Annotated in this window: 20 protein-coding genes; 10 read left to right on the top strand and 10 right to left on the bottom strand. The window is 69.2% G+C overall.

Translation table 11 applies throughout. From position 1 onward, the window contains the following. The first annotated feature begins 5 nt into the window (after nucleotides 1-5). Nucleotides 6-587, top strand: coding sequence for an ActR/PrrA/RegA family redox response regulator transcription factor (locus FBZ89_RS18845; protein WP_322954632.1), 582 nt, complete (start codon nucleotides 6-8; stop codon nucleotides 585-587). 31 nt (nucleotides 588-618) lie between these two features. Here the strand turns inward: FBZ89_RS18845 and FBZ89_RS18840 are convergent, their stop codons facing one another. From FBZ89_RS18840 to FBZ89_RS18830, 3 genes are all read right to left on the bottom strand, one after another. After that, a complete protein-coding gene (locus FBZ89_RS18840; protein ID WP_145751414.1) occupies nucleotides 619-2373 on the bottom strand; it encodes a potassium/proton antiporter in 1755 nt (584 codons plus the stop codon). 213 nt (nucleotides 2374-2586) lie between these two features. Next, nucleotides 2587-3042, bottom strand: a complete 456-nt coding sequence (locus FBZ89_RS18835) for a DUF488 domain-containing protein (protein WP_145751413.1) — start codon at nucleotides 3040-3042, stop codon at nucleotides 2587-2589. Between the two features lie 36 nt (nucleotides 3043-3078). After that, nucleotides 3079-3312 (bottom strand): hypothetical protein, encoded by a 234-nt coding sequence (locus tag FBZ89_RS18830; RefSeq protein WP_145751412.1) that lies wholly within the window; start codon nucleotides 3310-3312, stop codon nucleotides 3079-3081. 32 nt (nucleotides 3313-3344) lie between these two features. Between FBZ89_RS18830 and FBZ89_RS18825 the strand changes: the two genes are divergently transcribed. The 8 genes from FBZ89_RS18825 (at nucleotide 3345) to lepA (ending at nucleotide 12719) form a co-directional block, all read left to right on the top strand. Further along, nucleotides 3345-3641: a hypothetical protein gene (locus FBZ89_RS18825; protein WP_145751411.1), complete on the top strand. Its 297-nt coding sequence runs from the start codon at nucleotides 3345-3347 to the stop codon at nucleotides 3639-3641. A gap of 219 nt (nucleotides 3642-3860) precedes the next feature. Further along, complete coding sequence (gene rpmI, locus FBZ89_RS18820) at nucleotides 3861-4061, top strand: 50S ribosomal protein L35 (protein ID WP_004271784.1); 201 nt, start codon at nucleotides 3861-3863, stop codon at nucleotides 4059-4061. Between the two features lie 13 nt (nucleotides 4062-4074). Next, the gene (gene rplT / locus FBZ89_RS18815; RefSeq protein ID WP_145751410.1) at nucleotides 4075-4437 is read left to right on the top strand and encodes a 50S ribosomal protein L20; all 363 of its coding nucleotides are present in this window, start codon (nucleotides 4075-4077) and stop codon (nucleotides 4435-4437) included. A gap of 239 nt (nucleotides 4438-4676) precedes the next feature. Next, nucleotides 4677-5753, top strand: coding sequence for a phenylalanine--tRNA ligase subunit alpha (pheS, locus tag FBZ89_RS18810; protein WP_145751409.1), 1077 nt, complete (start codon nucleotides 4677-4679; stop codon nucleotides 5751-5753). An 83-nt stretch (nucleotides 5754-5836) separates the two neighbouring features. Next, the gene (gene pheT / locus FBZ89_RS18805; protein WP_145751408.1) at nucleotides 5837-8230 is read left to right on the top strand and encodes a phenylalanine--tRNA ligase subunit beta; all 2394 of its coding nucleotides are present in this window, start codon (nucleotides 5837-5839) and stop codon (nucleotides 8228-8230) included. A 199-nt stretch (nucleotides 8231-8429) separates the two neighbouring features. Further along, a complete protein-coding gene (locus FBZ89_RS18800; RefSeq protein ID WP_145751407.1) occupies nucleotides 8430-10118 on the top strand; it encodes a methyl-accepting chemotaxis protein in 1689 nt (562 codons plus the stop codon). Between the two features lie 29 nt (nucleotides 10119-10147). Beyond that, the gene (locus FBZ89_RS18795; RefSeq protein ID WP_145751406.1) at nucleotides 10148-10819 is read left to right on the top strand and encodes a haloacid dehalogenase type II; all 672 of its coding nucleotides are present in this window, start codon (nucleotides 10148-10150) and stop codon (nucleotides 10817-10819) included. Nucleotides 10820-10916: 97 nt separating this feature from the next. Further along, a complete protein-coding gene (gene lepA / locus FBZ89_RS18790) occupies nucleotides 10917-12719 on the top strand; it encodes a translation elongation factor 4 (protein WP_145751405.1) in 1803 nt (600 codons plus the stop codon). 78 nt (nucleotides 12720-12797) lie between these two features. Here lepA and FBZ89_RS18785 read toward each other — a convergent pair whose 3' ends face one another. The 7 genes from FBZ89_RS18785 to FBZ89_RS18755 form a co-directional block, all read right to left on the bottom strand. After that, on the bottom strand, nucleotides 12798-13154 hold the full coding sequence (locus FBZ89_RS18785) for a type II toxin-antitoxin system RelE/ParE family toxin (protein WP_145751404.1): 357 nt from the start codon (nucleotides 13152-13154) through the stop codon (nucleotides 12798-12800). 3 nt (nucleotides 13155-13157) lie between these two features. Beyond that, nucleotides 13158-13436 carry a type II toxin-antitoxin system ParD family antitoxin gene (locus FBZ89_RS18780; RefSeq protein WP_145751403.1) on the bottom strand — a complete coding sequence of 93 codons (279 nt, stop codon included), beginning with the start codon at nucleotides 13434-13436 and terminating at the stop codon, nucleotides 13158-13160. Between the two features lie 68 nt (nucleotides 13437-13504). After that, nucleotides 13505-15256: a sensor histidine kinase gene (locus FBZ89_RS18775; RefSeq protein WP_145751402.1), complete on the bottom strand. Its 1752-nt coding sequence runs from the start codon at nucleotides 15254-15256 to the stop codon at nucleotides 13505-13507. Nucleotides 15257-15421: 165 nt separating this feature from the next. Then, the gene (gene purH / locus FBZ89_RS18770; protein ID WP_145751401.1) at nucleotides 15422-17008 is read right to left on the bottom strand and encodes a bifunctional phosphoribosylaminoimidazolecarboxamide formyltransferase/IMP cyclohydrolase; all 1587 of its coding nucleotides are present in this window, start codon (nucleotides 17006-17008) and stop codon (nucleotides 15422-15424) included. A gap of 131 nt (nucleotides 17009-17139) precedes the next feature. Beyond that, entirely contained in the window at nucleotides 17140-18792 is a 1653-nt protein-coding gene (locus tag FBZ89_RS18765) for a heparinase II/III family protein (protein ID WP_246172335.1), read from the bottom strand. 15 nt (nucleotides 18793-18807) lie between these two features. Continuing rightward, on the bottom strand, nucleotides 18808-19488 hold the full coding sequence (rpe, locus tag FBZ89_RS18760) for a ribulose-phosphate 3-epimerase (RefSeq protein WP_145751400.1): 681 nt from the start codon (nucleotides 19486-19488) through the stop codon (nucleotides 18808-18810). A 43-nt stretch (nucleotides 19489-19531) separates the two neighbouring features. Further along, nucleotides 19532-20848 (bottom strand): RsmB/NOP family class I SAM-dependent RNA methyltransferase, encoded by a 1317-nt coding sequence (locus tag FBZ89_RS18755; protein WP_145751399.1) that lies wholly within the window; start codon nucleotides 20846-20848, stop codon nucleotides 19532-19534. 148 nt (nucleotides 20849-20996) lie between these two features. On the opposite strand from FBZ89_RS18755, the gene FBZ89_RS18750 reads away from it, so the two are divergent. Next, nucleotides 20997-21212: a succinate dehydrogenase assembly factor 4 gene (locus FBZ89_RS18750; RefSeq protein WP_186457437.1), complete on the top strand. Its 216-nt coding sequence runs from the start codon at nucleotides 20997-20999 to the stop codon at nucleotides 21210-21212. The last annotated feature ends 2 nt before the right edge of the window (nucleotides 21213-21214 follow it).

The raw sequence follows: 21214 nt of genomic DNA, 5'->3' as shown, positions 1-21214 counted from the left end.
CGAGAATGAACGTTGAGACCGGTGACGTGATCGATCCCATGCGCCTCGGCTTCACCGGGGACGCGTCGCGCAGCCTGCTGGTGGTGGACGATGACGCCCCCTTCCGCATCCGCCTGGCCCGCGCGCTGGAAAAGCGCGGCTTCGACGTGGTGGCGGTGGACAGCGTCGCCCTGGGCGTGGACGTGGCGCAGGAGGCGGCTCCCCGCTACGCCGTGGTCGATCTGCGCCTGGCGGACGGCAGCGGCCTGGACGTGGTGAAGGCCCTGCGTGACGCACGGCCCGAGGCGCGCATCGTCATGCTGACCGGCTATGGCAACATCGCCACCGCCGTCGCGGCCGTGAAGGCCGGCGCCGTCGATTACCTGCCCAAGCCCGCGGACGCCGACGCGGTCGAGGCCGCCCTGCTGACCGACGGCCCCCTGCCGCCGCCGCCGGAACATCCCATGTCGGCCGACCGCGTCCGCTGGGAACACATCCAGCGGGTGTTCGAGCAGTGCGACCGCAACGTTTCGGAAACCGCGCGCCGCTTGAAAATGCACCGCCGCACCCTGCAGCGCATCCTGAACAAGCACGCGCCCCGGACCTGAGCGCGGTTTCCCAAAGGCGGCCTGAAAGGCCTCAGGCGCTGCGCCTGAGGCCTTTCAGGCCCTGGCGCAGGCGCGTCCAGGGCCGTTCGTTGGGTGTCAGGTCGATGCCGACCTCGGTCACCCGCGTCTCGTCCATGGACGCCACGATCAGCGCGACCTCGCCCACCTTCAGGCGTACGCCGACGGAGGCGCGGCGGCCCAGGCGGCGGGCCAGGTGCTCGCCGATGGCGATGTCGCCGTCGACGGGCGGCGCCTCGAAGCCATAGAGCCCGGCCACGGCGGCCAGGGGCGTGTCGCCCTTGACCTGGAAATCGCCCAACCCGGCGGCGCGGCGGCCGTGGTCGCGGCGGCCGAACAGGCGTTCCATGGCGGTGAGGGCCGCCGGTTCGCCCAGCACCAGCACGGCGTCACCGGGGTAGAGCACCCGCACCTCCTCCGGCGCCACGGGATGGCCCTCGCGGATCATGGCCAGCACGCGCACGGATTCCGGCACCACCAGCCGGCCCAGGCCGCGCACCGCCGCCTCGCTCTCCGGCGCCACCGTCAGCATGGCCAGCTGCTGCGGCCCGTCCACCGGCAGGTCGATGTCGGCGCGGCCGGGCGGTTCGGGGTCGGCCGGGATTTCCACGTCCAGCAGGCGCGCCGCCGGGCCGATGGTCCAACCCTGGGCCAGCAGGGACAGCAGCACCACGGCGAAGGCGATGCCGAAATAGGTTTCGGCCCCCGGCAGGCCCGACAGCACCGGCAGCAGGCCCAGGAAGATGGGGACCGCGCCGCGCAGGCCGACCCAAGAGATGAACAGCCGCTCATTCCAGGCGAAGCCGAAGAAGGACAGGCACAGGGTGACGGCCAGGGGCCGCGCCACCAGGATCAACGCCACGGCCACCACCAGGGCCGGCAGCGCCACCCGCACCAGCGTGTCGGGCGAGACCAGCACGCCCAGCATGAGGAACAGGGAGATCTGGCTGAGCCAGGCCAGACCGTCGTGGAAACGCTCGATGATCTGGCGCGCCTTGACCCGGCGGTTGCCCATGATGAAGCCGGCCAGGTACACGGCCAGGAAGCCGGAGGCGCCGATGGTCTGGGTGGCGCCGAAGATGAACAGGGTGCCGGCCAGCGCCAGGATGGGATAGAGGCCGGCCGACAGCTCCAGCCGGTTGATGATGGCCGACAGGGCGAAACCGCCGGCGATACCGATGATGCCGCCACCGCCCATCTCCAGCGCGAACTGGCCCAGTTGCGCCCAGCCGAAGCCGGCCCCCTGCACGGCGTGAATGGACAGGAGGGTCAGGAACACGGCCATGGGGTCGTTCAGGCCCGACTCCACCTCCAGCAGGGCGGAGACGCGGGGGCGCAGGCGCAGGCCCCGCTGGTGCAGCAGCAGGAACACGGCCGCCGCGTCGGTGGAGGCGACGATGCTGCCGATCAGGAAACCCTGGGCCCAGCCCACGCCCAGCAGCCAGCGCGCCACCACGCAGGTGACGCCGGCCGTGACCAGCACGCCGGCGGTGGACAGGACAAGGGCGGGCCATCGCGCCACCTTGAACACCGCCTTGGGCGTGCGCAGGCCGCCATCGAACAGGATGACGGCGATGGCGATGGACCCGACCAGCGAGGCCAGGCGGTAGTCGTTGAACTGGAAGTTGGCCAGCTTGTCGACGGCGATGCCCAGCGCCAGGAACACCAGCAGCAGGGGCGCGCCGATGCGGGAGGAGGCGCGGCCGGCCAGGATGGCCAGCATCAGCAGCGATCCGAGCGCGAAGATGATGGTGTCGACGTGATGCACTGGCCGACTTGCTCCCCCCGGGCGTCCGTTTCCGGCGCCCCGTTGACCCGATCCGCCTGAGGCTTACCCTAGCCCCAAGCCCTTGGACTAGCTGTCCGTTGGGCCAGCGTCCCTTTCGGGTCCCATCCGCCGGCCTCCTGGTTCTTCTCGCCGCCCATTGTGTCCGCCTTGCGGCGCCCGCTGGCAAATTTGGGGGCGGCGGATCCGGGCGGGCTAGAAGGCGGCGTCCACCGACAGGTGGTGGATGTCGAAGCCCCAGCCGGCCGCCATGTCGGCCGCGACGCGGGAGCGGTGGCAGATGTGCGGGTCATCCTCCAGGCACAGCAGGCAGGCGGGCCCCTGGTTCAGCGCGGTGGCGGCGGCCACCCCCAGCTCATACTGGGCCTCCGGCCGGGCCAGGGCCTGGTCGACGATGGACCAGAACAGCGGCTGGTTGCCGGCCCGCCCCGCCAGGCGGCCCTCCTTGGGCGTGCCCAGCGCCTTCAGGTGCAGGTATTCAATGCCGGCCTGGCGCAGGGCCGCCGACAGCGGGCCCTTGGAAAAGCCGGCCCGGCGCGACAGCGGCAGTTCGCGCACGTCGATCAGGGTGCGCACGCCGGCCCGCACCAGGCGCTCCACCAACGCCGGCTGGCCCGCCTTCTCATACCCTATGGTGTAAAGCTCGGGCATGGGCGGGCGCTCCCTTTCAAGGAATCGGTGGCGTTTTTAGAAGTGGGGCCGCTGCCGGAGCACGGCAAGAGTAAACGGCGCCCCCTCGACAGCCCAGGATGGCAATGCCATCTTATAGTCATGAGCGACCCGACCCGACGCCCACTTTCCGACTTGATCGCCGACCTCGACATCAGCGAGGCGGAATACGCTGCTGGTGACCTTGTCGTTGGAGAAGCCGTCCTGGAAGAGTTGCGCGCCAGCATCGCCCGACTTGAGGCCAAGCGGCAAGACGCACCATCCCGCGGAGCGGCGACCCGACGGTGATTCCGCTTACCCGGCGCGCCGCGCAACATGTCGCCGACCTTCGGGATCACTATGAAGAGCTTGGTCGCGCGGAAGCGGTTCGCAACCTTTATGCGGCCCTGGAACGTGCATCCGATGCCATTCTAGCCGGAACGGCCATTGGCCTCACGGCGCCAAGGTCCTACCCCATTCTCGCGCGGCGCGGCTGGCTGTGGGTCAAGTCCGGGCGCTATTGGATCGCCTTTCGCCATTTGCCCCGGCCCGCCATTTTGGCGGTCTTCCATGAAATGGCGGACATCCCCGGCCGGCTATGATGGCCGCCCCGCAGTTTTGAAGGGCGGCCCCGACACTCATGCAGGCGTTCCGCCGCGCTCGGCCCTTGCCATACGCCCCGCCCCCGTGTACAAACCGCGCTTCATTTTGGCGGCGAGGCCGGACCGAAAGGTCCAGGGCATGCCCACCCGCTCAAATGGATCCACCGCCGTCCCCAGGGACGTCCCCCAGGGGCGGTTATTCTTTCGTGAGGAACCAAAATGCCCAAGCTGAAGAATCACAGCGGGACGAAGAAGCGGTTCAAGCTGACCGCCTCCGGTCTCGTTCGCGCCCAGGCCGCCGGCAAGCGCCACGGCATGCGCAAGCGTCCGCAGAAGATGAAGCGGAACGCCCGCGGCATGATGACCCTGTCCAAGCAGGACGGTATCATCATCACCAAGAATTTCATCCGGGTACCGTAAGGAGGGCTGAACCATGGCTCGCGTTAAGCGGGGCGTGACCACCCACGCCCGTCACAAGAAGATCCTGAAGCTGGCCAAGGGCTACCGGGGTCGTTCCAACAGCTGCTTCCGTATCGCGATCGAGAAGGTCGAGAAGGCGTTGCGTTACGCCTACCGCGACCGTCGCGCCAAGAAGCGTAACTTCCGCGCCCTGTGGATCCAGCGCATCAACGCCGGTGCCCGCATCCACGGCCTGACCTACAGCCAGTTCATGCACGGCCTGAAGCGCGCCGCCATCGACGTTGACCGCAAGGTCCTCGCCGACATCGCCGCGCGCGAGCCGGAGGCGTTTAAGGTCCTGGTCGATCAAGCCCAGGCCGCTCTCAAGGCCGCTTGATCCTACCCGGATCAACGGCGCTGATAAGAAGGGGAGCAGGCCCGGCGGGCCCGCTCCCTTTTTTTATTCCCTCAAACGCCGGGCGCGGCCATCCGGCCGCTTGGCTTCCTCGCTGCGCCCTGCGGTGCTCGCTCCGGCGGACGCGGTCGCGTCCTACAACGGCACGAGTCAAAGCCTGGTGCCGTTGATAGTATCGCTCCGAGTTTGCCCCACTGCCCCCGAGAAGACGGATCGTCGCGATGAACATCCTCGACAGCCTCAAGGCCGACCTGCTGGCCGCCGCTGCCGCCGCCCCCGACCTGGCCGCCCTGGAAGAGGTGCGGGTGGACGCCCTGGGCAAGAAGGGCCGCATCACCGGCCTGATGAAGGACATGGGATCGCTGACGCCGGATGAGCGGCGGGAACGCGGCCAGGCCCTGAACGCCGTGAAGGAAGAGATCTCCCTGGCGCTGGACGCCCGCCGCCAGGTGCTGAAGGCCGAGGCGCTGGCGCAGAAGCTGGAGGCGGAGCGGATCGACGTCAGCCTGCCGGCCCGCCCCGAGGTCGAGGGCCGAGTCCACCCCATCAGCCAGACGGTGGAAGAGATGATCGCCATCTTCGCCGACATGGGCTTCACCGTGGCGGAGGGGCCGGACATCGAGACCGACTTCAACAACTTCACCGCCCTGAACATCCCGCCGGAGCACCCGGCGCGCCAAATGCACGACACCTTCTACCTGCCCAACGGGCCGGACGGGGATACCCGCGTGCTGCGCACCCACACCAGCCCGGTGCAGATCCGCACCATGCTGGCGGGGGAGCCGCCCATCCGCATCATCGCGCCCGGCCGCACCTACCGGTCCGACTACGACCAGACCCACACCCCCATGTTCCACCAGATCGAAGGCCTGGTGATCGGCGAGAATATCCACATGGGCCACCTGAAGGGCACGTTGCTGGAGTTCTGCCGCGCCTTCTTCCAGGTGGACGACCTGCCGCTGCGCTTCCGCCCCAGCTTCTTCCCCTTCACCGAACCGTCGGCGGAGGTGGACATCGGCTGCTCGCGCAAGGGCGGCGAGCTGAAGCTGGGCAACCATGGCGACTGGCTGGAGATCCTGGGCTGCGGCATGGTCCACCCCAAGGTGCTGGAGAATTGCGGCATCGACAGCACCCGCTGGCAGGGCTTCGCCTTCGGCATGGGCATCGAGCGCGTGGCCATGCTGAAGTACGGCATCCCCGACCTGCGCACCTTTTTCGAGGCCGACCTGCGCTGGCTGAAGCACTACGGCTTCGTGCCGCTGGACGTGCCCAGCCTGGCCCAGGGTCTCACCCGCTAATGGGTCTGACCCGATAACCCACCCTTAAAGAGCGGCAGCCGGCCTTGAGGCCAGGCGCCCCACCCGAAGAACGGCAGGTAGCGATGAAGTTCACCCTTTCCTGGCTGAAGCAGCACCTTGAAACCGACGCTCCGCTGGACGTCATCACCGACAAGCTCACATCCCTGGGCCTGGAGGTCGAGGGCGTGGAGGATACCGGCAAGGCGCTGGCGCCCTTCGTCATCGCCAAGGTGCTGTCGGCGGAGAAGCACCCCAACGCCGACAAGCTGCGCGTCGCCATGGTCGACACCGGCACGGGCGGGCCCATCCAGGTGGTGTGCGGCGCCCCCAACTGCCGCGCCGGCATCACCGTGGTGTTCGCCAGCCCGGGCGCCGTCATCCCGGCCACGGGCGACACGCTTAAGGTGGGCGCCATCCGCGGCGTGGAAAGCCGGGGCATGCTGTGCTCCGAGCGTGAGCTGAACCTGTCGGATGAGCACAACGGCATCATCGAGCTGCCGGAGGAGGCGCCGGTGGGCGCCAGCTTCGCCGCCTGGCGCAAGCTGGACGACGCCGTCATCGAGATCTCGCTGACCCCCGACCGCGTGGACTGCGCCGGTGTCCACGGCATCGCCCGGGACCTAGCGGCGGCCGACGTCGGCACGCTGAGGCCTCTGAACACCGCGCCCGTGCCCGGCGTCTTCCCCGCCCCGGTGAAGGTGGCGCTGGAAACGGCGGCCTGCCCGCAATTCGCCGCCCGCGTGGTGCGCGGCGTGCGCAACGGCCCCAGCCCGCAGTGGCTGCAGGACAAGCTGACCGCCGTGGGCCTGCGCCCCATCTCTGCCCTGGTGGACATCACCAACCTGATGACCATGGACCAGGTGCGTCCCCTGCATGTCTTCGACGCCGCCAAGGTCCGGGGCGACCTGACCGTGCGCGACAGCAAGGCGGGTGAGACCCTGTTGGCCCTGAACGGCAAGGAATACACCCTGCCCGCCGGCCTGGCTGTCATCGCCGACGCCAGCGGCGCCGTCCTGTCCCTGGGCGGCGTCATGGGCGGGGAGAGCACCGGCGTGTCGGAGACGACCACCGACGTCATCATCGAGGCGGCGCTGTTCGAGCCCGCCAAGGTGGCGGAGGCCGGCCGCGCCCTGCAGATCGACAGCGACGCCCGCTACCGCTTCGAGCGCGGCGTGGACCCGGCCACGGTGGTCAGCGGCATCGAGCAGGCGACCCGCCTGGTGCTGGAACTCTGCGGCGGCGAGGCGGGGGAGGTCTTCGTGGCCGGTGCCGAGCCCGCCTGGCGCCGCCCCTTGACCCTGCGCCCTGCCCGCGTGGCCCATCTGGGCGGCGTGGACGTTCCGGAAGCCGACCAGCTGCGCATCCTGACCGCCCTGGGCTTCGAGACCAGCCGCAAGGACGGCCTGATCCACGCCGTGCCGCCGTCCTGGCGCGCCGATGTGCAGGGCGAGGCCGACCTGGTGGAAGAAGTGCTGCGCATCCACGGCTTCGACGCCATCCCCACCACCAGCCTGCCGCGCGACGAGGGCCTGCCCAAGGTCGCCGTCACGCCCAAGCAGCGCCGCACCGCCACCGTGCGCCGCCTGCTGGCCGGCCGGGGCATGCTGGAGGCCATCACCTGGTCCTTCCTGGCGCCCGAGACGGCCAAGCTGTTCGGCGGGGCGCCGGAGGAGCTGGCCCTGCTGAACCCCATCAGCGCCGATCTGGCCATCATGCGCCCATCGGTGCTGGCCAACCTGGCGGCCGCCGCCGGCCGCAACGCCGCGCGCGGCTATGCCGACCTGGCGCTGTTCGAGGTGGGCCCCGCCTTCCGCGACGGCAGCGAGAAGGGGCAGGACCTGGTGGCCGCCGGCGTGCGCGCCGGCCTGGCCGTGGCCCGTCATTGGGCCAAGGGCACCCGCCCCGTGGACGCCTATGACGCGAAGGCGGACGCCATCGCGGCGCTGGAGGCCGCCGGCGCCCCCACGGCCAACCTGGTCGTCTCCACCGACGCGCCCGGCTGGTATCATCCGGGCCGCTCCGGTTGCCTGCGGCTGGGCCCCACCGTACTGGCCCGCTTCGGCGAGCTGCATCCGGCGGTGCTGGAGGCCTTGGACCTGACCGGCCCGCTGGTGGCGTTCGAGGTGTTCCTGGACGTGATCCCGCAACCGAAGAAGAAGGGCGGGACCGAGAAGCCGAAGCTGGAGCTGTCGGCCTTCCAGCCCATCAGCCGCGACTTCGCCTTTGTGGTGGAGGCCGAGGTGGAGGCGGATCGCCTGGTCCGCGCCGCCAAGGGGGCCGACAAGGCCCTGATCACCGGCGTGCAGCTGTTCGACGTCTACCAGGGGCCCGGAGTCGAAACGGGCTTCAAATCCATCGCCCTGTCGGTCACGTTGCAACCGGTGGACAAAACCCTGACGGATGTGGAAATCGAGGCCGTGGCCGCCAAAGTCGTCGCCGCCGTCACCAAAGCGACCGGCGCCGTGTTGCGCGGCTGACACAGAGGCCGCAAGCTTGCAGTAGGCGCCCCTTGGCTTTCAGGGGGCGCCTTTCTTTTTAACCAACTTATTGTGAATTTTAGACGACTTTAACCACTTGCACCGCCCGTGCCCCCACCCCTTACTATCTTTCCAAAGATAAAAAGCGGAAACTGACGCCTACACTTATGGCGTCACCCGTTGGGGGAGGACAGACGGCATGAAGTTTTTCCGGGATCTGCCCATCATCCAGAAGCTGCTGCTGCCTCTGATCCTGATGGGTCTGGTGACGCTCGGCACCTCCCTCTATACCCTGTCGCAGATGAACACGGGTGCTGCGCAATACCAGCACCTGCTGCGCGGCGAGGCGGAGGCCCTGAAGGCCATCGACCGGGCCAATGGCGCCGCCGCCAACATCGGCCGCATCAGCTACATGATGCTGGCGGAAACCGACAAGTTCATCATCGACAGCATGAAGGATGAGATCGGGCAGCAGGCCAGCGACCTCTCCAAGTACCTGGACAGCGTGGCCAAGCTGAACCCCGGGTCCAAGGACGACCTGGCCATGGCCCGGGACGAGTTCAAGGCCATGATGAAGTTCGCGGAAGAGGCGCGCGAACAAATGGCGGCCGGCAACATCAAGGCCGGCGCCGCCACCCTGACCGATGAGTTCGACATCCGCCTGTCCAAGCTGCTGGACCGGCTGACCGTCATCACCAAGGCGGTGGACGAGAATCTGAGCAAGGGCGAGGCCGCCGCCAAGGCCCGCAACGAGCGCACCTATTGGGTGACGCTGGTGGCCGGCCTGTCGGGCGCCGTGCTGATCATGGCGCTGGCGCTGTGGATCGCCTGGGCCAGCGTATCGCGCCCGCTGAAGCGCATCGTCGATACCATGACGGCCCTGGCCGACGGCGACCAGAACGTGGAGGTGCGGGCCACCGACCGCCGGGACGAGATCGGCGCCACCGTGCGGGCGCTGCGCATCTTCCAGCGCACCATGGTGGAGGCCGACACCCTGCGCCATGAGCAGGAGACGATGAAGGCCCAGGCCCAGGCCGAGCGCCTGGCCGCCTTGGCCCAGCTGGCCGACGAGTTCGAGGCCAGCATGAACCAGGTGGTTGAGGGGGTGGCCGGCGCCGCCGACCGCATGCAGGGCAACGCCAAGGGCCTGTCGGCCATCGCCGAGCAGACCAACCACCAGACCCTGGCGGTTGCCGGCGCGGCGGAGGCCGCGGCCGGCAACGTCAACACCGTGGCGGCGGCGGCCGAGCAGCTGTCCACCAGCATCCAGGAGATCGGCCGGCGGGTGGAGGAATCCTCGCAGATCGCCCAGAACGCCGTGGTGGAGGCGGAGCGTAGCAACCACACCGTGGGCGGCCTGGTGGAGGCGGCGCGCAAGATCGGCGACGTGGTGCGCCTGATCAGCGACATCGCCAGCCAGACCAACCTGCTGGCGCTGAACGCCACCATCGAGGCGGCGCGGGCGGGTGAGGCCGGCAAGGGCTTCGCCGTCGTGGCCAGCGAGGTGAAGACCCTGGCGACGCAGACGGCCAAGGCGACGGAGGAGATCAGCGCCCAGATCGGCGAGATCCAGGCCGTGGCCGGCAGTGCCGCCGGCGCCATCCACGGCGTCAGCGGCACCATCGGCCGCATCAGCGACATCGTCACCACCATCGCCGCGGCGGTGGAGCAGCAGGGTGCCGCCACCAACGAGATTGCCAGCAGCGTGGCCCAGGCCGCCGCCGGCACCTCCGACGTGTCCAGCACCATCGGCCAGGTGACCCGCGCCGCCAGCGAGACCGGCACCATGGCCGTGGACGTGCTGCACGCCGCCCAGGACCTGGTCGCCCAATCCGACCATTTGCGCCACCAGGTGGCGGGCTTCCTGACCAAGGTGCGGGCGGGGTAGGATTGTCCCTCTGGTGAGGGAGGGTCCCGATGACGGCGACACTGGCTTTTGATGTCTACGGCACGCTGATCGACACCCACGGCCTAGTGGCCATGCTGGGGGGTATGGTGGGCGACCGCGCGGCGGATTTCTCCCGCACCTGGCGGGAGCGGCAGCTGGAATACGCCTTCCGCCGGGCCCTGATGCGGGCCTACGTCCCCTTCAGCGTCTGCACCGCCCAGGCCCTCGACCATACCAATGCCTTTTATGGGGCGCCGCTGAGCCTGGACCAGCGCACGGCCCTGCTGACCGCCTACCGCACGCTACCGGCCTTCGCCGACGTGGCGGACGGGCTGGCCCAGCTGCGCGCGGCCGGCTTCCGCCTCTACGCCTTTTCCAACGGCGCCGCCGAGGCGGTGCACACCCTGCTGGACGCCGCCGGTATCAGCGGCCTGTTCCTGGGGGTGGTCAGCACGGACGACCTGCGATCGTTCAAGCCCGACCCGGCCGTCTACGGCCATTTCCTGAAGACGGCGGCGGCGGCGCGGGCCGACACTTGGCTGGTCTCCAGCAACCCCTTCGACGTCATCGGCGCCCTCTCCGCCGGTTGGCGCGCGGCCTGGGTGAAACGCTCGCCCCAGGCGCTGTTCGACCCCTGGGGCATTCCGCCGACGGTGACCGTTTCCGGCCTGCGTGACCTGGCGGCGGCCATCGCGTCCTAAGCACCCAACCCGCACATGAACGCCCCGCCAACCCCGCGGTTGCGCGGGGACGCCGGGCATCCTATGGTCGCGGTCAGTTTCCCCAGACCGGCCCGTCATGACCGACCTTTCGCACATCCGCAATTTCTCCATCATCGCCCACATCGACCACGGCAAGTCGACCCTGGCCGATCGCCTGATCCAGTATTGCGGCGGCCTGGACGCCCGCGAGATGCGCGAGCAGGTGCTCGACAGCATGGATATCGAGCGCGAGCGCGGCATCACCATCAAGGCGCAGACCGTGCGCCTGACCTACAAGGCCGATGACGGGCGCACATATCAGCTGAACCTGATGGACACGCCCGGCCACGTCGACTTCGCCTATGAGGTTTCGCGGTCGCTGGCGGCGTGCGAGGGCTCGCTGCTGGTGGTGGACGCCTCGCAGGGGGTGGAGGCGCAGACGCTGGCCAACGTCTACCAGGCCATCGACCACAACCATGAGATCGTCCCAGTCCTGAACAAGATCGACCTGCCGGCGGCCGAACCCGACCGCATCAAGCAGCAGATCGAGGACGTCATCGGCCTGGACGCCAGCAACGCCGTCATGATCTCGGCCAAGACCGGCCTGAACATCAAGGACGTGCTGGAGGCCATCGTCACCCGCCTGCCGCCGCCCAAGGGCGACCTGGACGCGCCGCTGAAGGCCCTGGTGGTCGATAGCTGGTACGACCCTTACCTGGGCGTGGTCATCCTGGTGCGCGTCGTGGATGGCGAGCTGAAGGTCGGCCAGAAGATCCGCATGATGGCCACGGGCGCCGCGAAGGAGGCCGACCGCGTCGGCCACTTCACGCCCAAGGCCGTGCAGTCGGGCCGCCTGGGCCCGGGCGAGATGGGCTTCATCACCGCCGGCATCAAGGACATCCGCGAGACCAAGGTCGGCGACACCATCACCGAGGAGCGCCGCCCGGCGGCCGAGCCGCTGGAAGGCTTCAAGCCCAGCGTGCCGGTGGTGTTCTGCGGCCTGTTCCCCACCGACGCGGCGGAGTTCGAGCATCTGCGCGAAAGCCTGGGCAAGCTGGCCCTGAACGATGCCAGCTTCCAGTTCGAGGCGGAGACATCGGCCGCCCTGGGCTTCGGCTTCCGCTGCGGCTTCTTAGGATTGCTGCACCTGGAAATCATCCAGGAACGCCTGGAGCGCGAATTCAACCTGGACCTGATCACGACGGCGCCCAGCGTCATCTACAAGGTCCACATGACCGACAAGTCGGTCATCGACATGCACAACCCGGCCGACATGCCGGACCCCATCCGCATCGACCACATCGATGAGCCGTGGATCCGCGCCACCATCATGCTGCCCGACGAGTACCTGGGCGGCATCCTGGCGCTGTGCACCGAGCGGCGCGGCCAGCAGATCGACCTGACCTATGTCGGCGGTCGCGCCATGCTGGTCTACAAGCTGCCGCTGAACGAGGTGGTGTTCGACTTCTATGATCGGCTGAAGTCCATCAGCCGCGGCTACGCCAGCTTCGACTACCAGATGGACGGGTACGAGACCGGCGACCTGGTCAAGATGTCCATCCTGGTGAACGCCGAGCCGGTGGACGCCCTGTCGACCATCGTCCACCGCAGCCAGGCCGAGCATCGCGGCCGCCTGCTGTGCGAACGGCTGAAGGAGCTGATCCCGCGCCAGCTGTTCAAGATTGCCGTGCAGGCCGCCATCGGCAGCCGCGTCATCGCCCGCGAAACCATCAGCGCCATGCGCAAGGACGTGCTGGCCAAGTGCTACGGCGGCGACATCAGCCGCAAGCGCAAGCTGCTGGACAAGCAGAAGGAAGGCAAGAAGCGCATGCGGCAGTTCGGCGAGGTCGAAATCCCCCAGAGCGCCTTCATCGCCGCCCTCAAGATGGGTGACGGCTGATCGCCGCCCTCAAGACGTGCCCATCGCTCCGGCCGCCCCCTCAAGGGCGGCCGGTTTGCGTTTCAGAGGGATCCCATCTCAGGGCGTGTCTTCTGCCGGAAGGTGCTGTTCCACGTCCATGGCATCGTGAAGGACACGCACGATGCCAACCACACCGGGTTCCAGGCGATAGAGCAACAGATGGCGGGGATTGTGGACGGCTGCGCCCGCGACACAGGCCCTCGCTCGGCTATACCGTAAATGATAGGTTCGGCCCCGCAGCTCCGGTCGTTCGACGCTGCCCAGCCGATGCGGTGCCGCGGCAATGTCGCGAATGGCTTGGACTATGAGCGCCTCATATCGCCGGCGCGCCAAATCGCCGAACGTCAGATTCGAATGTGCCAAGATGGCCCGTATGTCCGCGCGGGCCAGGGGCGTGATCCGATAGCGCAGCATGCGTCAGGGACCGCCAGCCGCTTCCCTGCCAAGCGCGGCCACGTATTCTTCCAAACCGTCGTCCGTAACCTCGTCGAACCGCCCTTCATCCATTTCACGGTGGCCGGCTTCCGCCGCCTCGCCCAGCGCCTTCAACTTGGCGGCGTGCTCATTTTCCACTCGCTCAATGAGCCTTAGGCCGGCCCGCAGCACTTCGCTGGCATTCTGATAACGCCCTGTCCGGACCAAGTCTTCGATGACCCGCTCATTGTGGTCGGTCAGCACCACGTTGCGTGTCGGCATGGGAATGCTCCTGCCATCAGTTCGGAAACCTTAGCTTAAGCCCAATTGGCATATTATGCCAACGTTGCTCACCCCAGCGGGAACCGTAGCGTGAATCGCGTGCCCGGCGTGGTCGCCTCGTAAAGGAAACTGCCGCGCAGCTGGCGGGTGAAGGCGTCGATCAGCAGCAGGCCCAGGCTCTTGCGGCCGCTTCCGGTGGCGGTATCCGGCATGCCCACGCCATCGTCGGCGACAGTCAGCATACCCTCCGCCCCCTCCCGTCGCAGGGTCACGGCCAGGGTGCCGGTGCCATCCCCGGGATAGGCGTGCTTGAAGGCGTTGGACAGCACCTCGTTCAGCACCAGGGTCACCGGCACGGACGCCGTCAGGTCGCTCTCCAGCGGCATGAGGTCCAGCACCACGGACACGCGGCGCGGCCCGCCCGCCGCGTGCCCCTCGCCCTGGTGGATGTTGTCGATCTCGCGCGTCAGGGCGGTGATCACCCGGTCCAGCTGCACCACGTCGACGTCCGACGCGTGGTGCAGCTGCTCGTGCAGGATGCCCATGGCGTGGATGCGGCGCAGGGCGTCGCCCAGGGCGGGGCGCAACGCCGGGTTCATGCCGGCCTGAAGCTGCAGCAGGCTGGAGACGACCTGCAGATTGTTCTTCACCCGGTGGTGGGTGTCGCGCAGCAGCATTTCGCGTTCCGCCAGCGCGCGGTCCAGGTGGCGGGTGCGGTCGGCCACCCGCGCCTCCAGCAGGGTGTTGGCATGGCGCAGGATCCGGTCGGCGCGCGCCAGGTCGCGTGACCGGCGGATGGCGATCCAGGCCACCAGCATCAGCGCCAGCGAGGCCGGAACGGCCACGGCGGCGTAGACCAGGGCCCTGTCTTCCCATTCCTTGGCGATGCTGGCCGTGTCGATGCCGTAGAGGACGTACAGCGGCAGGTTGGGCACCTTGCGCCGGGCGTACAGCCGCCGCACCCCATCGATGGAAGAGGTCAGGATGAAGGTGCCGGTGGGGTCCTCCGGCGTCTTGAGCAGCTCGGGATAGAAGCCCTGCTGCAGGTCGCCATCGGCGGGGGCGGGCTCGCGCAGCAGCACGGCGCCATCCTCGCGCACCAGCATCATGGTCTTGGGATCGGCCGAGAACAGCGACCGGTAGAAGGCGATGAAATAGTCCGGCTTCAGCGATAGCTGGGCAACGCCGTTGAAACGGCCATCCCGCGTTTCCATGCGCTGGCTGATGGGCAGGAAGGCTGCGCCGGAGATGCGGCCGCGCAACTGTTGCCCGATGAAGATGCCGGCGCCCGGCTTCAGCTGGGCGCGGAAATACTCCCGGTCGCCGACGTCCAGCGCGGGCGTGGGCCACTGCACCGTGTTCACGCGGATGATGCCGGTGGGGTCCACCACCCACACGCTCTCCAACTCCGGAGAGGCCTGCCAGATTTCCCGCAAGCGGTCGTAGAAACGGCTGTCACCGGCGATGTCCTTCCAGCCGGCGTCATCCACCAGGCGCTCGACATAGCGCAAGCTGGTGGCATGGATGCTGAAGATCTTGCCCGCATGCTCTTCCAGTACGTGGGTCACGTCCACCACCTGCTCACGGGCATCGTCCCAGACGCGGCGGTGGTGGTCCCATGCGGCCCAGGCGAAGACCAGCAGGGTCAGCACCAGGCTCATGACCAGCAGGGCCGCCACGGGGCGACCGGCGGACGGGATCAAGGGAACGGCGGTCGCGTCGGAATGGACGCCGCCATCCGGGGCCTGGACGCCGCCAGCCAGAAGATCAGGGAGAGAGGCGCCGGCCGAAGCAGTATGGTCTGGCGCGGAGGCGTTCATACGGGCTGCCCTGGTTTTACTTCGCCCAGGTTACCGCATGCTTCGCGGTCCTGGGCTTACCCCATCGGTTATCGCCATCCCTGAACACCCGCCTTTCAAGGATAGGGGCGGGGTGGAAGGGGGATGGTCCCTGATACGGAACCGTCCCCCCTGTCCCTGCCGCCGTCAGTGACGGAAATGACGCATGCCGGTAAATACCATGGCCAGGCCGCGCTCGTCCGCAGCGTCGATCACTTCCTGGTCACGCATGGAGCCGCCGGGCTGAATGACGGCCGTCACCCCGGCTTCCGCCGCCGCGATCAGGCCATCGGCGAAGGGGAAGAAGGCGTCGGATGCCACCACGCTGCCCTTGGTGCCCGGCTCGGCCAGGCCCGCGGCCTCCGCCGCCTCCCGGCTTTTGATGGCCGCGATGCGGCTGCTGTCGACTCGGCTCATCTGGCCGGCGCCGATACCCACCGTGGCCAGGTCCTTGGCATAGACGATGGCGTTGGACTTCACATGCTTGCCCACACGGAAGGCGAACAGCAGGTCGGCCAGCTCCTTCGCCGTCGGGCCGCGCTTGGTCACCACCTTCAGGTTGCCCGGCAGAACCCGGCCATCGTCCCGGCTCTGCGCCAGGAAGCCGCCGGCCACGGTCTTGATCAGGGTGCCGGCCTGGGCCGGGTTGGGCAGGTCACCGGTCAGCAGCACGCGCAGGTTCTTCTTGCCCGCCAGCACGGCGCGGGCGGCCTCGTCCGCGTCGGGGGCGATCACCACCTCGGCGAACAGTCGGGATATGGCCTCGGCGGTCACGGCATCCAGGGTACGGTTGGCGGCGATGATGCCGCCGAAGGCGGACACGGGGTCGCAGGCCAGGGCACGGGCGTAGGCGGTGGGCAGGTCATCGCCCTCGGCCACGCCACAGGGGTTGGCGTGCTTGATGATGGCGATGGCCGGCCGGTCGAACTCGGCCACCAGCTCGAACGCCGCGTCGGTGTCGTTCAGGTTGTTGTACGACAGCTCCTTGCCCTGCAACTGGGTGGCGGTGGCAATGCCGGGGCGGCGCTCCCCGGTCACGTAGAAGGCGGCTGTCTGGTGCGGGTTCTCGCCATAGCGCAGGGTCTGGCGCAGGGTGCCGGACACGGTCACGCTCTCCGGCCAGGTCTGGCCCAGGCGGTTGGCGAACCAGGCGCCGATGGCGGCGTCGTAGGCGCCGGTGCGGGCATAGGCCTTGGCCGCCAGGCGGCGGCGCAGGTCCAGCGTGGTCTGCCCATCATGGGCCGCCAGCTCGGCCAGCAGCGGGGCATAGTCGGACGGGTCGGTCACCACCGCCACGAAGTCGTGGTTCTTGGCCGCACCCCGGATCAGGCTGGGGCCGCCGATGTCGATGTTCTCGATGCAGGTTTCGAAGTCGGCGCCCTTCGCCACCGTGGCCTCGAAGGGATAGAGGTTCACCACCACCAGGTCGATGCCGGGGATGTCGTGGGTGTTCATGGCGGCCACGTGCCCCTCGTCATCACGGCGGGCCAGGATGCCGCCGTGGATGCGCGGGTGCAGGGTCTTCACCCGGCCGTCCATCATCTCGGGGAAGCCGGTGTGGTCCCCCACCTCGGTCACGGGCACGCCGGCCTCGGCCAGGCGCTGGGCGGAACCGCCGGTGGACAGGATGTGCACGCCGCGCGCGGCCAGGGCCTGGCCCAGCTCGATCAGGCCGGTCTTGTCGGACACGGAGATGAGGGCGCGGCGCAGGGGAACGAGATCGGGGCTGGTCATGATGGCAATCCGGCTTGGATGGGACGTTGGGAAAAGAGAAACCCGGGCCAAGACACTCAAAATGTTTTGAGCATGATGCGATCGCATCATGCTCAAAGGGCCGGGCTCAAGAGGAATTCAGACGGAGTGGGTCAGGGGTCGGCGCCCTCGGTCTTCTTCTCGCGGCGCAGGGCCCACTTCACGGTGGCGCCGCCGGGGGCGGTCGTGCCGCGCACGGTCACCTGCAGGGTGCCGCGCGGCTCGGGCCCGTCGCCCAGGTAGACGCTTTCCTCCAACCCCACCGTGCCGCCCGACAGGCGCAGGCGCCAGCCGGCGCCCGACGGCAGGCGCAGCAACACGCCGTCGCCGCCCTGGGACAGGCTGGCGTGCACGCCCGGATGCAGGTGGAAGCGCAGGGTGTAGGACTGGCCGCCGGATCCGCCCTCCAGCTTGTCCTCGCCACGCAGGTCCTCTCCATTCTCGGCCAGGTACAGGCGGCGGTGGTGGATCAGGCCGAAGCCGTCGCGATAGCCGTCGTGCGCCGCCTCGACCAGGACGGCCCCGCCCGTCTCGCGCCGCTTGGCCTCCACGGGATGCGGGCGGCGGCCCAGGCCGCCATCCTCGCGCACGGAGGCGGAGTTGGTGTCGGCCACCACCAGGGTGGAGTGGGCGGCGGTGGAGGCCAAGGCCCCGCGCCAGGCGCCGGTCTCGGACGGATGGCTGCCGCAGTTCACGATCAGGCGCTCACGCCCCACGCTCATCTCGAACGACAGGCTGCCGGCATGGGCCCGGGCGTCCAGGCCGGCCGGCGGCGGCGCGCCGGCATCGAACAGCACGCAGGCGCGGCCCGCCGCCAGCCGTTCGAACCCCACATGGGGGGCGGAGCGCAGGGGCCGGCCCCGGGCGTCGGCCTGGCTCAGCACCGTGTCGATGAAGGCGGGGTCTTCCGCCCAGCCGCCGTTGAACAGGGCCAGGCCCCCGTCGCCATGGCGGAAGAAGCGCAGGGTGGGCGTCAGGCGGTCGATGGAGTGCTGCACGGCGTCGGGCACGTCGGCCCGCGCGGCGCGCAGCACGCCCCGGATATCAATCAGGTGGCGCAGGACCTGCAATTGCAGGGAAGGGCTGCGCTGCACGTGGCCACCATCGGGCATGACCTGGCGGGTCAGCTCGCGGTTCAGCAGCCACAGGGCGCGCTGGGCGGTACGGCCCCGGCCCGGCAGGCAGAAGCCGCCATAGACCAGGCCCTTGATGCCCAGGATCAGGTCCACGCCGCGCAGGCGGCCGGGCACCAGCCGGGCCAGGTGCCGGATCTGGCGGGCCAGGCTGTCGAAGACGCGGGCGCGCAGGCCATCGTCGGCGCTGGCCAGGAAGAAGTCGTGGGCGCCGATCCAGGCGACGATGCGTTGCGCCGTCACCTCCGGCGCCCAGGCCACGGCATGCCAGGAGGAAAAGCCGTCCAGCCAGCTGGTGACCAGCACGCGGGCCTGGCGGCGGGCGGCGTCGCCACCGGCGGCCTTCAGGTGGCGCAGCCAGTCGAAGCCGTGCAGGGCCGTCAGCCAGGCGGATCCGGCGGACAGGTCCAGCCAGGGCGGCAGGTCGGCCTGGCGCTCCTCACCCGCGAAGGCGAAGCGGCCGGCCAGCAGCGCTTCACCCTGACGGGGGTCGCCCGGCCACGGGTCGGCCGGCACCACGCCCAGCGCCTGGGGGGCGCGGCTTTTCAGCAGCACGCCGTACAGCGGCGTCCGGTAGACCAGCGCGCCAGGGCCGGCGCGGAACCGTCTCATGCCGGAAATGACACGGGCCATGCGCCGTTCGACCCCTTAAACCAGCGGGCCGCGCAGGCGGCGGATGTTGTCGGCGTAGGCCTCCGGCCCATCCTGGAAGGTGGCGGTACCGGCCACCAGCACGTCCGCGCCGGCGGATATCGCCACGGGCGCCATCTCGGCATTGATACCGCCGTCGACCTCAAGGTCGATGACACGGGACGTGCCGGCCGTCACGGCGTCGATGCGCTGGCGGATGGCCCTGATCTTGTCCTTCTGGCTGTTGATGAAGGACTGGCCGCCGAAGCCGGGGTTGACCGACATGACCAGGATCATGTCGACGTCGTCCATGATGTAGTCCAGGACCGAGATGGGCGTCGCCGGGTTCAGCGCCACGCCGGCCTTCTTGCCCAGGCTGCGGATCAGCTGCAGCGTGCGGTGGGTGTGGGCGCCGGCCTCCGGGTGGACGGTGATGATGTCGGCGCCGGCCTTGGCGAAGGCGGTGACGAAAGTGTCCACGGGGCTGATCATCAGGTGCACGTCGAACACCTTGGCCGAATGCGGGCGCAGCGCCTGCACCACCATGGGACCGATGGTCAGGTTGGGCACAAAATGCCCGTCCATGACGTCGATATGGATGTAGTCGGCGCCGGCAGCGTCCACGGCCCGCACCTCCGCGCCCAGGTTGGCGAAGTCGGCCGACAGGATGGAGGGGGCGATGCGTACCGGCTGCTGCATGGTGACTATGGTTCCTATCAACTAAGGGCCGCTTTGCCAACCGCTAGGCGGTGCGGCGCAAGCGGGTCATGAAGAATCCGTCGAGGCCGCCCAGTTCGGCCCAATGGCCGGGCGTGGTACGCACGTCGCCACTATCGGTCACCAGCGGCGCCAGCGCCGTGGCGTCGGCGTCCGGACCATAGGCCAAATCCACGGGGATGACGGGTTCAACCATCACGTCCAGGCGGCGCGACAGCAGCTTGGACAACTGCTCCTCGCCTTCCTCCGGCTGCAGGGAGCAGGTGCAGTAGACCACCAGGCCGCCGGGCTTCACCATGTCGATGGCGCGGTCCAGCAGGCGGCGCTGCACGCCCGACAGGCGGCCCACGTCTTCCGGCGTCTTCAGCCGCGCCACGTCGGGGTGGCGGCGGATGGTGCCGGTGGCGCTGCACGGCGCGTCCAGCAGCACGGCGTCGACCGGCTCGTCCGGCAGCCACTTGGTGGCGTCGGCCACCGCCGTGGCGACCGACAGGCCCAGGCGTTCCATGTTGCGCGACAGCCGGTCCAGCCGGGGGGCGGAGCGGTCGACCGCCGTCACCTTGGCGCCGGCGGCGGCCAGCTGGGCGGTCTTGCCGCCCGGCGCGGCGCACAGATCGATGACGGTCAGGCCGGCGACATCGCCCAGCAGGCGGGCGGGCAGGGCGGCGGCGGCGTCCTGCACCCACCAGGCGCCCTCGTTGAAGCCCGGCAGCTCCGTGACCGATCCGCCGGCGGCGCGGCGCAGGGTGCCGGTGGGCAGCACTGTCGCCTCCAGCCGTTCCGCCCAGGCGTGCGGGTCGCCCTTCACGGTGATGTCCAGCGGCGCCTCCACCAGGTGGGCGTCGACGATGGCGCGGGTATGGCCGGTGCCGTAGTGCTGGCGCCAGGCCAGCCACAGCCAGTCGGGCGTGTTCAGGCGGCCGGCGTCCTGGGCGGCCAGCAGGTCGGCGCCCTCGCGCGCCAGGCGGCGCAGCACGGCGTTGATCAGGCCCTTCATGCCGGCCAAGCCCTTGGCCACGGCCAGTTCCACGCCGGTGTCCACGGCGGCGTGCGCGGGGGTGCCCAGGAACAGCAACTGGGCGGCGGAAACGCGCAGGATGTCCAGCACGCCGGCCTTGGGCAGGTCCGGCCGGGCCAGCAGCGCCATGACCACGGCATCGATCTGGCCCAGGCGGCGGATGACGGTGGCGGTCAGCAGGCGGACGAAGGCGCGGTCGCGCGGCTCCAAACCGGGCAGGCCCCGGTGCTGGTCCAACGCGTCATCCAGCGGCACGCGGCGGCGCAGCACGCTTTCCAAGAGATCCAGGACCACCCGGCGGGCGGCCAGCGTTTCGGTATTCATGGGGCCGGGGTGTACCCCGGAACGGGCCCGCTGTCACCGGCCCCTTTCGGCCACCCGCCCCCCGTTTCCGGCATGGATTCGGGCGGGAAAGGCAGGCCCCCGGCAAAAGCCCTTGGCGGCGGCGGGCACCGGGGCCAATTATAGCCTCATGAGCAAGCCGCCCCCCCACATGCCCGATCCCAAGGCCCCGGTATTCAAGACGCACGTGGCGCCCACCACCCCGGCCACGCCTGAGACGCAGCCCGAGCCTGCCAAGGGCCCGGCGGCGGAACAGCCGGCCGTGCGCGAAATCGGCGGCCCCAGCGGCCCCGAGCCCACTCGCTATGGCGACTGGGAACGCAAGGGCCGCTGCAGCGATTTCTAAAC

Source organism: Nitrospirillum amazonense, assembly GCF_007828045.1.
Classification (GTDB): domain Bacteria; phylum Pseudomonadota; class Alphaproteobacteria; order Azospirillales; family Azospirillaceae; genus Nitrospirillum; species Nitrospirillum amazonense_C.
This window is presented reverse-complemented; position numbering and strand designations above follow the sequence as displayed.